Source organism: Streptomyces sp. NPDC050704 (genome assembly GCF_040654355.1).
GTDB lineage: Bacteria > Actinomycetota > Actinomycetes > Streptomycetales > Streptomycetaceae > Streptomyces.
On record NZ_JBFAHW010000052.1, the window covers coordinates 20003 to 35023 of the forward strand.

Below are 15021 nucleotides of genomic sequence, written 5' to 3' on the forward strand. Positions count from 1 at the left end.
GCCGGCCCTCATCCGTTTCGCCCGATCCCCTAGGCAGGTTCGTCATGTCCTTCTCGCGGAGAAATTTCCTGATAGCAACCGGTGTGGCCGCCGCCTCGGCCTCGGTGCTGACCGCCTGTGGCAGCGGTAGCGGCAGTTCCTCCGGCGACGACACCGTCCCCAAGGTCAGCGGCTCCAAGACCACCAAGATCGACGTCGGCACCAAGGCCGACTCGACCGGTCCGGCCCCCGAGGTCACGGGCGCGGTCAAGGGCGGCACGATCTACTCGCTGGACCAGTTCGACATGGACCACCTGGACCCGGCCCAGATCTACGTCTCCACCGAGGGGGCCATCACGGTCCCGATCCTGCGCGGCCTGACCGGCTACAAGATCGACGACAAGGGCGGCGCCGTCCTGGTCGGCGACGCCGCCACCGACGCCGGCACGATGAAGGACGGCGGCAGGACCTGGTCCTTCACACTGAAGGACGGCGTGAAGTGGGAGGACGGCGCGGACCTCTCCATGGACGACGTCCGCCACTCCTTCGAGCGGCTCTTCGCCTCGTTCATCACCGAGGGCCCCCGCTACGTCCAGCAGTGGCTCGCGGGCGCCGGGAAGTACACGGGCCCGTACGGCGGCAAGCACCTCGACTCCATCGAGATCGACGGCAGGACCGTCACGTTCCGCCTCAACGAGGCCCGCGCCGACTTCAACTTCACGCTGGCCATGCGCGGCTACTCCTTCGTGCCGAAGAAGCACGACACCAAGGAGAAGTACGACAAGCGCCCGTACTCCTGCGGCCCGTACAAGATCCAGAGCCGCAGCGTCGGCAAGTCGATGACCCTGGTGCGCAACGAGCACTGGGACCCGAAGACCGACTCGATCCGCAACGCGTACCCCGACAAGTTCGTCTTCCAGTACGGCTTCGAACCGGTGGCCTCGACCGACCGCTACATAGCGGACTCGGGCAACGACCAGTACGCGATGTCGATCTTCAACGAGGTCGCCCCCGAGCGCACCGCCCAGGTGCTCACCGACGCCAAGCTCAAGCAGCGGGTGCTGACCGAGGTCGACACGGTCACCTACTACTGGCCGATCAACATGACCCGGATCAAGGACCTCAAGGTCCGCCAGGCCATCAACTACGCCTGGCCGCAACAGCAGTTGCAGACCATCCGCGGCGGCGCCGCCATGAGCGAGCTCGCGACCACCATCCTGAGTCCGGTCACACCCGGGTACACGAAGTTCGACCTGTACGGCAAGACGCGGAAGCCCGGCGGCGACCCGGTGAAGGCCAAGGCCCTGCTCAAGGAGGCCGGCAAGGTCGGCCAGAAGCTGGTCATCGCGTACCAGCAGTCGGACAACGCCGTGAAGCAGGCCGTCGCCATCAAGAACGCGCTGACCGCGGCCGGTTTCACGGTCGTCAACAAGCAGATCGACAAGTCGACCTTCTACACCCAGATCGGCAAGATCGACAACGGATACGACCTCTACTACGCCGGCTGGAGCCCGGACTGGCCGAACGGCTACTCGGTCTTCTACCCCTGCTGGGACGGCCACAACATCGGCGACGGCCGCAGCAACTACTCACAGCTGAACGACGCGAGCGTGAACAAGGCGATCGAAGCGGCCTCCACCATCGCGGACACGGACGCGGCCAACAAGGCCTGGGGCGCCGTCGACCGCCAGGTCATGGAACTCGCGGGCTGTGTCCCGGACTACCACTCGATCCGCAACTGGATGTACGGCTCCAAGGTCGGCCACGTCGTCTACGACAGCGGCAACACCTGCGTCGCGCTCTGCAAGCTCTACGCCAAGTCGTAGCCGCGTAACCGCGTATCCGGGCATCCGGGCATCCGGGTATCCGAGTTCGTCCTCGGATACCCGCGCACGCCCTCACCGGCACCCGCATCCCCTCCCCTCCCCTCCCCTCCCCTCCCCTCCCCAACGCCCCGGCGACGGCGCCCCGTCCGGAAAGTCACGCCCCATGCTCCGCTTCCTCGTCCGCCGAGTCACCGGCGCGGTGGTCATCCTGCTGATCATCAGCGCCATCACCTTCTGGCTCTTCTACGCCATCCCGCGTGACCCGGCGCTGCTGTCCTGCGGCAAGAACTGCACCCCCGACGTGCTCGCGCAGGTCCGGCACAACCTGGGCATCGACCGGCCGCTCCCCGTCCAGTACTGGCACTGGCTCGCGGGCATCTTCGCCGGGCGGAACTACAGCGGCTACGGATTCTGCGACGCTCCGTGCCTCGGTTACTCCTTCGCCAACCGCGAACCCGTCTTCGGCACGATCATGGACCGGCTGCCGACGACCCTCTCGCTCGCCTTCGGCGCGGCCGTCGTCTTCCTGGTCCTCGGGATCGGCACCGGCATGATCGCGGCGGTCAGGCAGGGCAGGTTCCTCGACAAGTTCGTGAGCTCGCTGTCGCTGCTCGGCTCCTCGCTGCAGATCTACTTCGTCGGCTACATCGCGATGTTCTTCCTGGTCGCGAAGTTGCATCTGTTCAGCCAGCCCTCGTACACGCCGCTGACCCAGGACCCGGTCGCCTGGGCCTCGGGACTGCTGCTCCCCTGGCTGGTCCTCGCCATCATCTACACCGCCAACTACACCCGTATGACCCGCTCCCAGCTGGTCGAGCAACTCAACGAGGACTACGTACGCACCGCCCGTGCCAAGGGCCTGTCCCGCGCGAACGTCTTCTTCCGGTTCGCCTGGCGCGGCGCGATGGGCCCGATCGTCACCCTCTTCGGCATCGACCTGGGCGGCCTGATGGGCGGCGCGATCATCACGGAGGCGACCTTCAGCATGCAGGGCATCGGCCGGCTCGCGGTGGACTCCGTGGACAAGAACGACCTGCCCATGCTGCTGGGCGTCACCCTGCTCGCGGCCGGCGCGATCGTCTTCCTGAACATCGCCGTGGACGCCGTGTACGCGCTCATCGACCCGCGGATCCGGCTGGCCTGACCGCGTGCCCCTCCCTCTCCCCCTCCCCAGCGCCCCCTCCCCGACGACCCCCTCGCATCACCTCCCAGGAGCGTCCCCGTGACGAGCACCGATCAGCAGCCCTTCCTCTCCGTCCGGGATCTGAAGGTCCACTTCTCCACCGAAGGCGGCCTCGTCAAGGCCGTCGACGGCCTCTCCTTCGACCTGGCCGAGGGCAGGACGCTCGGCATCGTGGGCGAGTCCGGCTCGGGCAAGTCCGTCACCAACCTGGCGATCCTGGGCCTGCACGACCGCGCGCGCACCGCCGTCGGGGGCGAGATCCTGCTGGACGGCAAGGAGTTGCTGACCGCGACCGAACGGGAGCTGGAGCGGCTGCGCGGCAACACGATGGCCATGATCTTCCAGGACGCGCTGGCCTCGCTCTCGCCCTTCCACACCATCGGCAAGCAGATCGGCGAGACGTACCGCAAGCACACCGGGGCGTCCAGGAGCGAGGCCCGCGCACGGGCGGTCGAGATGCTCAGGCGGGTCGGCATCCCGCAGCCCGACCTCCGCGTGGACGACTATCCGCACCAGTTCTCCGGCGGTATGCGCCAGCGCGCGATGATCGCGATGGCGCTGGTCTGCGACCCCGAGCTGCTGATCGCGGACGAACCGACCACGGCCCTGGACGTCACGGTCCAGGCCCAGATCGTGGACCTCCTCAAGGATCTCCAGCAGGAGTCCGGCACGGCGATCGTCTTCATCACGCACGACCTGGGCGTCATCGCCGACGTCGCCGACGACGTGCTGGTGATGTACGGCGGACGCTGTGTGGAGCGCGGTACGAAGAGCGAGGTGCTGCGCACGCCCCAACACCCGTACACCTGGGGCCTGCTGGGTTCGATGCCGACCCTCGACGGACCGGTCGACGTGCCGCTGACGCCGATCCCCGGTCTGCCGCCCTCCCTCATCGACCCGCCGTCCGGCTGCCGCTTCCACCCGCGGTGCGCGTTCGCGGAGAAGGTCCCCGGCCGACGGTGCGCCACGGACAGTCCTCCGCTGGAGATCACCGGCGGCGGTCGCGGCGCCGCCTGCCACCTCACCGCCGCGCAGCGCCGGGAGTTCTTCGCCGACTACGCCACACCCCAGCCCCACTGACGCCCCGACTCCCCACGGCCGACCGACGCACCCGAGACGGGACTTCACGACCATGAGCACCACCAGCACAGACCCCACCACCACCCCGCTCCTGGACGTCACCGGGCTCGTCAAGCACTTCCCGGTGATGGGCGGCTTCCCCTTCAAGCGGAAGGTCGGCGCGGTGCAGGCCGTCGACGGGATCGACCTCCGGATCGCCGAGGGCGAGAGTCTGGGCCTGGTCGGCGAGTCCGGCTGCGGCAAGTCGACGACCGGCCGACTCCTCACCCGGCTCCTTGAACCGACCGGCGGCCGCATCACGTATCGCGGGCAGGACATCACCCACGCCGGCCGCCGGGAACTGGCGCCGGTCCGCTCCGAGATCCAGATGATCTTCCAGGACCCGTACGCCTCGCTGAACCCCCGCCACACGGTCGGCAAGATCGTCTCGGGCCCCATGGAGATCAACGGCATCAACCCGGCCGGCGGCCGGGAGGCACGCGCGCGTGAGCTGCTGGAAACCGTCGGCCTCAACCCCGAGCACTACAACCGCTTCCCCCACGAGTTCTCCGGCGGCCAGCGCCAACGCATCGGCGTGGCACGGGCGTTGTCCCTCTCCCCGAAGCTGATCGTGGCGGACGAGCCGGTCTCCGCGCTGGACGTGTCGATCCAGGCGCAGGTCGTGAACCTCCTCCAGGAGCTTCAACGGGACCTGGGCATCGCCTTCCTCTTCATCGCCCACGACCTCTCGATCGTCCGGCACTTCTCACAGCGCGTCGCCGTGATGTACCTCGGCCGGATCGTGGAGATCGCCGACCGGGACGACCTGTACGAGAACCCGCGCCACCCCTACACCCGCGCGCTCCTCTCCGCCGTCCCCGAGGCGACGGCGGCGGACGTCCCGTCCCGCGAACGCATCCGCCTGACAGGCGACGTCCCCTCACCGATCCACCCCCCGTCCGGCTGCCGCTTCCGCACCCGCTGCTGGAAGGCCACGGAGAGGTGCGCTTCGGAAACCCCGGCGCTGGTACGGGCGGAGGGGAACGGGGCGGGGCATCTGACGGCTTGCCATTACCCGGAGGCGAGGGGGACCGTTCCGTCGCACCGCCTCGCCAAGAGCTCCGGGGCGGCGGCCTGACACCCTCGTTTCCGTCAACCGCCGCCTGGGGTGGAGGTTGTTGAAGGCCGGACCCGGGGGAGTCCCGGTGATCAGTAGGCTGCCCCGCATGGCCGAGGGTGGGAACGCGGACGTCGCCGGTGCCGGCATCGATGATCAGGGGTGGTCCAACACCCGCGCGTGGGTGGAGAAGAGGCTGCCGGAGGGAGACCGCATACGTGCCGTCGCCCCGCTGCGGGGCGGGTGGACATCGCGGATGCGGCGTCTCCGTGTCGAGGGGAGGGACGAGCCGTACTCGCTCGTCCTGCGGTCTTTCGTCAAGCCCTTCTTCGTGAAGCACGCGGAGGGGTTGCTCACCCGGGAAGCGGACGTGCTGCGCCTGCTCGCGAACACGGGTGTGCCCGCGGCCGGCCTTCATGGTGTGGACGGGCGGGCGGAGCACTGCGACCACCCCTCACTGCTGATGTCACTGCTGCCCGGCAGCGTGCGGCTGGACGAGGAGGACGTCGAGCGGAGGTCCGAGTTGCTCGCTCGGCAACTGGTCGGCATCCATGGGCTGTTCGTGCCGACGCGGGCCCGTCCGCGGGCGTATCAGGCCTGGACCGCGCCCGAACGGGTCCGGTTGCCCGAGGGAACACGGCGGCCCGAGCTGTGGCGACGCGCCGTGGACGTCATCCGCCGCCCGCCTCCGCCCTACCGGCCTTGCTTCCTGCACCGCGACTTCCACCCCGGCAATGTGCTCTTCACAGGTCAGGGCGCCGACCTGGCGATCACCGGCGTCGTGGACTGGGTGGAAACCTCCTGGGGCCCGTCCGACCTGGACGTCGCCCACTGCTCGACCGCGCTCGCCCTGCTCCACGGTGCCCACGTCGGGATGCGGCTGGCCGACGACTATCTCGCGGCCGGGGGCACCCTGAGCCAGGACCCGACAGCCCACCTGTACTGGCGCCTGCTGGACGCGCTGGCCTTCGCACCGGACGCGGAGAAGGTCGCCGGGCCCTGGCGGGAACTCGGACGGCACAATCTGACCTCCACCGTCCTCACCCACCGACTGGAGGACTACCTGCGGGAGCTCTTCGACCACTACGGCTGAACACGTACGTGCCGGACGAGTGGCCAGAAGGGCTGCCCGAGTTCCTGGGATGCCGGGGTAACCCCCACCCGGCTCACCCCTACAGTTCCAGCTCCCCCACGACCTGGTCCCCGCTCATCTCCCCCGTACGGCGAAAGCCCAGCCGCAGGTAGAACGGTTCGGGCCCGCCCTCCCCCTCCGCCCAGGTCACCGTGACACGCGACTGCCCACGCCTGCGGATCTCCTCGCACACGGACTCCACGGCGAAGCGGCCGTATCCGCATCCCTGTCGGCCGTCGGCGATGTTCAGTCGCCAGAGGCCGGAGCGGGGGCGGTCGTCCGGGTTCTCCGGGGCGAAGCGGACGTCGAAGAAGGCCATCACGAAGCCGACGGGTTCCTCGCCGTCGAGGATCAGGCGGGGCCAGGCGACGTCCGGCTGGACATAGGCCTCGGCCAGCGACTTCACCACCGGTGAGACGAACCGCTCCTGGTCGGGTCGCACCGTGAGACGGCACGCGGCGTCGATGTTGTCCGGTGTCACCTGTTCCAGGCGAAGATCCGTCACTCAGTCCAACTCCCCGCGCTCCACACAGAATTCGTTGCCTTCGGGATCGGCCATCATGACCCAGCCTCCACCGTCCGGCCGTGTGTGGTCCGCGAGTTGGCGGGCGCCCAGGGAGAGCGCCCGCTCGACCTCTTCCGCCCGGGTGCGTCCCCTCGGCCGGAGGTCGAAATGGATGCGGTTCTTGGCCGACTTGCCCTCTGGGACCCGCACGAAGAGCAGCCCGGGTCCGCCGTCGGGATCAGCGATCAACGCCTCCGGGTCACCGGGCTTGTCGTCGTCGTCCAGCGGCCGCCCGAGCAACTCGCTCCAGAAGAGCCCGAGGTCGTACGGGTCTCCTGTGCAGTCGAAGGTGATGTGTCGGATCGTGGGGTTCAACAGGCTGTCCTCTTCCCTGTTTCCGGAGGCTCCGCCAGGCAGCAGCGCCCAGGCGTATCTGTTCGAGTCATCGGGGCGAAGCATCGCTGGCACAGATTCCGTTGTCGAACGAATAAGGCGACTCGGCCCCCGAACAACCAGACCGAGCCTTGTCGTTGTCACGGACCCGGCGGCAGACTGCTGCCTCATGTCCCTTCACCTGCGCGGAACCGTCCTGCCCGGCGGGGCCGTACGCGATCTCTGGATACTCGGCGACCGGATCACCTTCGACCGCCCGCACGGCCCGGCCGACACCGTCGCCGACGGCGGTTTTCTGCTGCCGGGACTCGTCGACGTACACACGCATCCGGGGAGCGGTGACGACCCCGACGACCCGCGGTTCGACCCGGACCTCTTCGCCGAGCAGGTCGCCGCCCACCGTGACGCGGGTACGACGGCCCTGCGCTTCCCCGGGCTCCTGGGCGAGGTGCCGGCCGCGTCGCGGGAGGCGCCGGACTCGCCCCGGATGATCAGCGCGGGGCGCTGGCTGGCCTGGGCGGGGCTGTCGAAGAGCGCCGGGTTCCACACGGTCACCGACGATCTGGCGGCGTACGCGGTGGCTGAGTCGAAGGCCAACGACGGCTGGTGCAAGCTCATGGGTGACTGGGACTTCGAGGCGGCACCGGTCCCGTACGAGCTGCTGCGGGCGGTCGTCGCGGCCGTGCACGCGGCCGGCGGGCGGGTCGCCGTGCACTGTCAGTCCGCTGAGGGTGTGCTGGGCGCCGCACGGGCCGGGGTCGACTCGATCGAGCACGGGATGGGCATGCCCGAGGAGTGCGTCGGGCTGATGGCCGCGCACGGCACCGTGTACGTCCCCACGCTCACCGCCTTTGCACGGAGCGCGCCCAGGATCAAGCCCGGCCCCCGAGGAAACCTCTGGCAGGCAGGCCACCGCACGATGGTCCGGCGTGTCCGTGAGGCCCACGACGCCGGGGTCACCGTCCTGGCCGGAACGGACTCCGCGCCCTTCGGCAACGTGGCCGCCGAGGTCGAGCACCTCATCGCCGCCGGCCTGCCGGCCGAGACCGCCGTCGGCGCCGCGAGCTGGACCGCGCGCGACTTCCTGGGTCTGAGCGGGCTGACCGAAGGCGGGCTCGCCGACGTCACGGTCTACGACGCCGACCCGAGGCGCGAACCCGGTGTCCTGCGGCATCCCGGTCGCATCGTCCTGCGCGGCCGTGTCATCCGCTGACGACGGCTCCCCACTCGCCACCGAGGTCGGCCGTGCGTCGCGCGATCGCTCCGGGTCCGGGCCGGTGTTTTCCGGCCGGTGTGTCCCGTCCGGCGTCTCACGTGCCGGGGGCAGCCGCCGTGACGCCGCCCGGCAGAGACCTTCACCGGACGCCCCGGGCTGTGGCTCCGGCAGTGTCGGACTCGCCGTACGGCAGCGGTCCGGGGATCTGGTGCGAGGCCGTTCACCCTCGCCGGTCCCTGGTCCCTGGTCCCTGGATCGTCACCGTCGCACGACAAGCCGCTCGCCGACCCGGGCCGACTCTTGCACCCGGGCCGGGCCTTGCACTCGGGTCAGCCCTTGCTGACGGCCTCTCCCCCGGCGCTGTCCTCCAGCGCCTTCAGTGCCGGGTCCAGCACGACGTCCTCGTCCCGGGCCTCCGTCGTGGGCTCCTCCGGGAAGTGGCAGGCCGTCAGGTGGCCCTCCCGGTTGCCCGAGATCTGCACCAGCGGGGGCTCCTCGCTGGCGCACTTGTCCTGCGCCTTCCAGCAGCGGGTGCGGAACCGGCAGCCGGACGGCGGGTGGATCGGCGAGGGAACGTCACCGGAGAGCCGGATCCGCTCTCGGTCCAGGGGCTCGTCGTCGAGGGCGACCTCCGGGACCGCCGACAGCAGGGCGTGGGTGTAGGGATGCCGGGGCCGGTTGTAGATGGAGTCCCGGTCGCCGACCTCCACGATCTTGCCGAGGTACATCACCGCGAGCCGCTGCGAGAAGTGCCGGACGATCGCCAGGTCGTGGGCGATGAAGAGGAAGGCGATGCCCATCTCTTCCTGGACCTTCTGGAGCAGGTTGACGACCTGCGCCTGGATCGACACGTCCAGCGCGGAGACCGGCTCGTCGGCCACGATGAGCTTCGGCTGCAGCGCGAGGGCACGGGCTACACCGATGCGCTGGCGCTGACCGCCGGAGAACTCGTGCGGGAAGCGGTTGTAGTGCTCCGGGTTGAGGCCGACGAGTTCGAGCAGTTCGCGGGTCCGCTTCTCCCGGCCGCCCGTCGGGTTGATTCCGTTGACCTCCATCGGCGACTTGATGATGGTGCCGACGGTCTGCCGCGGGTTCAGCGAGGAGTACGGGTCCTGGAAGATCATCTGGATCTCGGACCGTACGGGGGCGATCTGCTTGCGCGAAGCGTGCGTGATGTCCTGCCCCGCGTAGGTGATCCTGCCGCCGGTCGGCTCCAGGAGGCGGGTGATGAGCCGGCCGGTCGTCGACTTGCCGCAGCCGGACTCGCCGACCAGGCCGACGCTCTCGCCCACGCCGACGGACAGGTCGATGCCGTCCACCGCCTGCACGGCCCCGACCTTGCGTTTGATCGGAAAGCCGCCGTAGATCGGGAAGTGTTTCGTCAGGCCCTCGACGGAGAGCAGCGTCTCGCCGGCTCCGTCGACGGGACCCTGCGGCTTCGCCAGGGTGAGGTTGTCACTCATGTCTCGTTCTCCCTAGCCCAGCCGGGGCTTGATCTGCTCGATGAAAAAGGTCGACTTCTGCTCCGCGCCGAGGTGACAGGCGGCGCCCCGGCCCTCGGGCAGCTCCGGACGCTCGTCCGAGCAGCGGCTTCCGCCGACCTCGGCCGTGAAGGTGCAGCGCGGGTGGAAGGGGCAGCCCGACGGCGGGTTCAGCAGGCTGGGCGGAGACCCCGGAATCGGTGTGAGCGCCTGTGCGGTGTCACCGCCGAGTCGCGGCATCGAGCTCAGCAGACCCCACGTGTAGGGATGCTGGGGGTTGCGCAGCACCTCACGGACGCTGCCGCGTTCCACGGCCCGCCCCGAGTACATCACCAGCAGGTCGTCGGCCATGTTGGAGATGACGCCGAGGTCGTGGGTGATGAAGATGATCGCCGAGCCGAACTCCTGCTGGAGGTCCTTGAGCAGGTCGAGGATCTGGGCCTGCACGGTCACGTCCAGGGCCGTGGTCGGCTCGTCCGCGATCAGCAGGTCGGGGTCGCAGATCAGCGCCATGGCGATCATCGCGCGCTGGCGCATACCGCCGGAGAACTGGTGCGGAAAGTCGTTGAAGCGCATGGTGGGCTGCGGAATGCCGACCTTGTCGAGCATCTCGATGGCCCGCGCCTTCGCCTCCTTCTTGGAGGCGCCGGTGTGCTTCATGAACGGTTCGGCGATCTGCCGGCCCACCGTGTAGTACGGCGAGAGCGCGGTGAGCGGGTCCTGGAAGATCATCGCGACCTTGTTGCCGCGGAGCTTCTCCATCTCCTTCTCGGTCGCGGTGACCAGTTCCTTGCCGTCCAGGACGATCTCGCCCTCGACGGTGGAGCTCTTGGGGTTGTGCAGACCGAGAACGGTCAGGTTGGTGACGGACTTGCCGGAGCCCGATTCACCCACGATGCCGAGGGTCTTGCCGCGTTCGACGTCGAAGGAGAGTCCGTCGACGGCCTTCACGATGCCGTCCTCAGTGGAGAACCGCACCCGCAGGTCGCGGACCGAGAGGAAGGCCTCCGGCCCGTTCGGGGCCTTCGCGCCTTCGGTCTTGGTCAGTGTGGTCACGGTATTTCTCCTAGGCGAGGCGCACGCGCGGGTCGATGTAGGCGTAGGCGAGGTCCACGATGATGTTCAGGATCAGGATGAAGAAGGCCCCGAACAGCATGACGCCCATCGTCACCGGAAGGTCCTTGCTCAGCGAGCCCTGGACCGCGAGACGTCCGATACCGGCAAGGTCGAAGGTGAACTCCGTGACCACCGCACCCGACAGGAGTGCGCTGAGGTCCATGCCGATGATGGTGACGATGGGGATGAGTGAACCGCGCCAGGCGTAGCGGAAGAAGACGTACCGCTGCCGCATGCCCTTGGCGCGCGCGGTGCGGACGTGTTCCTCCTGCAACTGCTCGATCATCGTCGAGCGTGCCATACGCGTGTACTGGGCGGTGAAGATCGTGGCCATCACGGCCCAGGGGATCAGCAGCCCCACGAACCAGCCCACCGGATCGTCGGTGAACGGGACGTAACTGGGGTTCTCCATCCACCCTGTGCTGAAGACGAAGATGCCGAGGACGATCGGGCCCAGGAAGTAGATCTGGAACGAGCTGAGCACCATCGAGGCGCCGCTCACCAGCTTGTCGACGACGGTACCGCGCTTCCACGCGGCCAGCAGACCCGTGCCGAGGCCGAAGAGCAGGAAGATGACCAGGCCGCCGACCGTCAGCGAGAGCGTCAGCGGGAAGCGGTCCATGATGGAGTCCCAGACGAAGTCGCCGCTCTCGAAGGAGACACCCAGGCACGGCGCGGAGCAGTGCCCGACGGCGAAGTCCCGGCCGGCCACGATGCCGACCATGAAGTTCCAGAACTGCGTGGTGATGGGCTTGTCGAGACCGAGGTTCTCACGGATGACCGCGATGTTCTCGGGGGAGCAGTTCTTGCCGCAGGCCAGCTGCGCGAAGTCCTGAGGGATCGTATAGAACAGGAAGAACGTGAAGGCGCCGATCAGGAACATGATCACGACGGCGCCGCTCAGCCTGCGGATGAGGAACTGAAGCATGGCGGGTGGGTGCTCTCTTCGAAACGCGGCGGCAGAAGGGGGATACCGTCCGCGGGGGTGCGCTCCGCCTGGCGCACACCCCCGCGGATCAGCCGAGCTGTCGGATTACGGCTGCTTCAGGTACAGGTCGTTGATGTCGATGTAGCTCGACTCCACGCTGTACCGGGCACCACCGATGTTCGATCCGTAGAGCTGGATCTGCTTCGAGTAGTAGACCGGGGCGCCCGGGTTGATCTCCTCAACGATGCGGTGGTGAGCCTGCTCCCACGTCTTGGCGGCGGCCTCCGGCTCCTCGGTCAGAGCCCTCTGGATGAGGTCGTTGACCTGCTTGTCGTCGATGTGGGAGTAGTTCGGCGAACCGTCGGCGACCTGGGTGCCGTCGTAGACCGGGGTGATGACCGTGCCCGGCGACGGCCAGTCCTGGCCCCAGCCGGTCATGTAGAGGTCGTACGGGTTCTTCAGCTTGCCGACCTGCTCGTAGAAGGTCGCGCGGTCGATCTCCTTGGCCTGGACGTCGTAGCCGAGCTTGTTCAGCGCGTCCTTGATGATGACCATCTGGGCCTGGCCGCGCGGGGTGTTGGAGTAGGCGTAGCTGAGCTTGGTGCCCTCCTTGACCCCGGCCTCCTTCAGCAGCTCCTTGGCCTTCGCCGGGTCACCGTTGGGCTTCTTCAGCTTGCCGAACGGGTCGTACTTCGGGTCGAAGCCGGGCAGGGTCGGCGCCAGCAGACCACCGGCGACCTCACCGCCGTACCGGCCGCCGTCGGCCTGGACCATGGACTGGTTCGGGATCGCGTAGGTGATCGCGTCGCGGACCTTCTTGTCCTTCATGTTGGGGCTGTCGAGGTTGAAGGACAGCTGCCAGACGTAGGGCTGGTAGCCCTGGATGGTGCGCTTCTTGGCGGCCGCGTTACCGATGACCGTGGACAGCTGGGCCGGGTCCACCGAGTCCGTGAACTGGATGCCGTTCTTGGCCTCGCCCTGGTCGGCGATCAGACGCTTGGTCTGGCTGGGCTGGTCGATGGTGTTGGTGAACTGGTAACCGTCGACGTACTGGTGGCGCACCGGGTCCGTCTTCGCGTCCCACTGGTCGTTCTTGACCAGCGTGACGGACTTGCCGGCCTTGTACTCGGAGACCTTGTACGGGCCCAGGGAGGCCGGGGCCTTGTCGTACTTCTCCTTCGTGTCCTGCTTCTCGGGCACGATGGCGTAGCCGGCCATGGTCAGGGCCTGCGGGAGGTCCGGCTGGGCCGTCTTGAAGTGGAAGACGACCGTCTTGTCGTCCGGGGTCTCCAGGACGGAGTCCGGCAGGTGCTTGCCCTTGTACGGGCCGTCCGGCAGCGCCTTGCGGTAGTCGGCACCCGAGAGCCACGTCTGGACGTAGGTCGGGCCGTCGAAGATGAACTTGGCGTACATCCGCTCGATGGAGTGGCGGACGTCGGCGGACGTGATGGCGTTGCCGTCCTCGTCCTTGATGCCGTCCTTGAGGGTGAACGTCCAGGTCTTGCCGTCGTCGGACGACGTGCCGGAGTCGGTGGCGATGTCACCGACGACCGTCAGGTTGCCCTGGTCGTCCTCCTGGAAGTTCGTCAGACCGCGGTGGACCAGGTTGGCGAACTGGCCCGCGTCGCTGACGTAGATCTGCCCCGGGTCCATGTGGGTCAGGTCCGACTGCTGGTACACGTTGATAACGCCGCCGGTCTTGGCCCCGGCGACCTCTTCGGCCGGACCGTTGGACGTCTTGGCGTCGCCGTAGACGACAGGCTTCGACTGTGCGGCGGCGTCTTCCTTGGACTTGGAGTTGTCCTTGGAGTTGTCCTTGCCGCTGTCGCTGGAGCAGCCGGTCAGCGCCAGTGACCCGGCCACCGCGGCAACCGCTATGGCGCGCATGGTGCGCATTCTGATGGGCTTCATGATGCCGGTGTACCTACCTGTCGATAGTTGTCCACGAGTGCTGCCTGACGGTCCGGTTGTCCCGGAACGGGGGTGGCAGCCCCCCCACCACCAATGGACGGTTAGCGTCCGGTCTTGGGGTCGAATGCGTCCCGGACGGAGTCGCCGAGAAGGTTGAAGCAGAGCACGAAGACCACCATCGCGACGCCCGGGAAGAACATGAACATGGGGTCCTGCTCGTAGATGTCGGCGCCGATGGCGAACATGCGGCCCCAGTCCGGCGTCGGCTCGGTGAAGCCCACGCCGACGAACGAGAGGAAGGCGATGGAGAGGATCGCGCTGGGCAGCATGTAGGTGCCCTGCACGAGGATCGGGGTGACGATGTTCGGCAGGATCTCCTTGCGCACGATGCGCGCCGGAGAGGCTCCCGAGACCTTGGCCGCCTCGACGAACTCCCGCTCCCGCAGGGAGAGCACCGAGCTGCGCACCAGGCGGGCCATGCCCATCCAGCCGAGGAACCACATCACGAGGATGATCGAGATGGCCCGCAGGTAGACCGGGGTCTCGTCCGTCGGGGAGACGAACAGTGCCGTGACCACCGGCATGAAGGCGATGAAGAACAGCTGCTGGGGGAAGGCCAGGAAGAAGTCGGTGACCCGGCCCAGCCAGTAGTCGACCTTGCCACCGAAGTAGCCGCTGACCATACCGATGATGACGCCTGTCGCGACGCTGAACAGCGTGACGACTACAGCCATGTACAGCGAGGTGCGCATGCCGTACAGCAGCATGGTGAACACGTCTCGCCCCAGCTTGGGCTCGACGCCGAACCAGAAGTCACCGGAGATTCCGCCGAACGACCCGGTGGGCATGGCGAAGTCGTCGAGCAGGAAGGGGTAGTCCGGCTCCTGCGCGTACAGCGTGTAGGGGTCCTTGCCGTACAGCTTCGAGATGACCGGAGCCAGGGCGGCGATCGCGAAGAAGAAAATAACCACGCACGCGGAGATCACTCCGGTACGGTCCCGCTTGAAGCGATGCCACATCAGCTGCCCGGGAGAGCGGCCCTCGAGCTTCTCGGCCTCGCGAGGCTCGGTGCTCGACGCGAGCTCGGGGTCCAAGGCCGCCGACGGCCCGGAGCCCTCGGCCTTGGTTGGACTGGTCATCTTTGTTCGTCCCCCGGGGATGGAGAGTTGAGCGCA

Annotated in this window: 13 protein-coding genes; 6 read left to right on the forward strand and 7 right to left on the reverse strand. The window is 68.0% G+C overall.

Annotated elements, in window-relative coordinates; genetic code table 11:
• Positions 1 to 44 precede the first annotated feature (44 nt).
• From AB0I18_RS28150 to AB0I18_RS28170, 5 genes are all read left to right on the forward strand, one after another.
• Complete coding sequence (locus AB0I18_RS28150) at positions 45 to 1805, forward strand: ABC transporter substrate-binding protein (protein ID WP_363108385.1); 1761 nt, start codon at positions 45 to 47, stop codon at positions 1803 to 1805.
• 163 nt (positions 1806 to 1968) lie between these two features.
• A complete protein-coding gene (locus AB0I18_RS28155) occupies positions 1969 to 2949 on the forward strand; it encodes an ABC transporter permease (protein ID WP_363108386.1) in 981 nt (326 codons plus the stop codon).
• A gap of 78 nt (positions 2950 to 3027) precedes the next feature.
• Entirely contained in the window at positions 3028 to 4068 is a 1041-nt protein-coding gene (locus AB0I18_RS28160) for an ABC transporter ATP-binding protein (protein ID WP_363108387.1), read from the forward strand.
• Between the two features lie 52 nt (positions 4069 to 4120).
• Positions 4121 to 5185, forward strand: coding sequence for a dipeptide ABC transporter ATP-binding protein (locus AB0I18_RS28165; RefSeq protein ID WP_363108388.1), 1065 nt, complete (start codon positions 4121 to 4123; stop codon positions 5183 to 5185).
• An 88-nt stretch (positions 5186 to 5273) separates the two neighbouring features.
• The gene (locus tag AB0I18_RS28170; protein WP_363108389.1) at positions 5274 to 6257 is read left to right on the forward strand and encodes an aminoglycoside phosphotransferase family protein; all 984 of its coding nucleotides are present in this window, start codon (positions 5274 to 5276) and stop codon (positions 6255 to 6257) included.
• A 79-nt stretch (positions 6258 to 6336) separates the two neighbouring features.
• Here AB0I18_RS28170 and AB0I18_RS28175 read toward each other — a convergent pair whose 3' ends face one another.
• Both AB0I18_RS28175 and AB0I18_RS28180 read right to left on the reverse strand, forming a co-directional pair.
• Positions 6337 to 6801 (reverse strand): GNAT family N-acetyltransferase, encoded by a 465-nt coding sequence (locus tag AB0I18_RS28175; RefSeq protein ID WP_363108390.1) that lies wholly within the window; start codon positions 6799 to 6801, stop codon positions 6337 to 6339.
• Complete coding sequence (locus AB0I18_RS28180; protein WP_363108425.1) at positions 6802 to 7179, reverse strand: VOC family protein; 378 nt, start codon at positions 7177 to 7179, stop codon at positions 6802 to 6804.
• A gap of 184 nt (positions 7180 to 7363) precedes the next feature.
• Here AB0I18_RS28180 and AB0I18_RS28185 point away from each other — a divergent pair, with 184 nt between their 5' ends.
• Positions 7364 to 8407 carry an amidohydrolase family protein gene (locus AB0I18_RS28185; RefSeq protein WP_363108391.1) on the forward strand — a complete coding sequence of 348 codons (1044 nt, stop codon included), beginning with the start codon at positions 7364 to 7366 and terminating at the stop codon, positions 8405 to 8407.
• Positions 8408 to 8739: 332 nt separating this feature from the next.
• Here the strand turns inward: AB0I18_RS28185 and AB0I18_RS28190 are convergent, their stop codons facing one another.
• The 5 genes from AB0I18_RS28190 to AB0I18_RS28210 form a co-directional block, all read right to left on the reverse strand.
• Positions 8740 to 9873: an oligopeptide/dipeptide ABC transporter ATP-binding protein gene (locus AB0I18_RS28190; RefSeq protein WP_363108392.1), complete on the reverse strand. Its 1134-nt coding sequence runs from the start codon at positions 9871 to 9873 to the stop codon at positions 8740 to 8742.
• 12 nt (positions 9874 to 9885) lie between these two features.
• A complete protein-coding gene (locus tag AB0I18_RS28195; RefSeq protein WP_363108393.1) occupies positions 9886 to 10947 on the reverse strand; it encodes an ABC transporter ATP-binding protein in 1062 nt (353 codons plus the stop codon).
• Positions 10948 to 10957: 10 nt separating this feature from the next.
• Positions 10958 to 11935 carry an ABC transporter permease gene (locus AB0I18_RS28200; RefSeq protein ID WP_363108394.1) on the reverse strand — a complete coding sequence of 326 codons (978 nt, stop codon included), beginning with the start codon at positions 11933 to 11935 and terminating at the stop codon, positions 10958 to 10960.
• 105 nt (positions 11936 to 12040) lie between these two features.
• A complete protein-coding gene (locus AB0I18_RS28205; protein WP_363108395.1) occupies positions 12041 to 13846 on the reverse strand; it encodes an ABC transporter substrate-binding protein in 1806 nt (601 codons plus the stop codon).
• A 101-nt stretch (positions 13847 to 13947) separates the two neighbouring features.
• On the reverse strand, positions 13948 to 14985 hold the full coding sequence (locus AB0I18_RS28210) for an ABC transporter permease (RefSeq protein WP_363108396.1): 1038 nt from the start codon (positions 14983 to 14985) through the stop codon (positions 13948 to 13950).
• Positions 14986 to 15021: the final 36 nt, after the last annotated feature.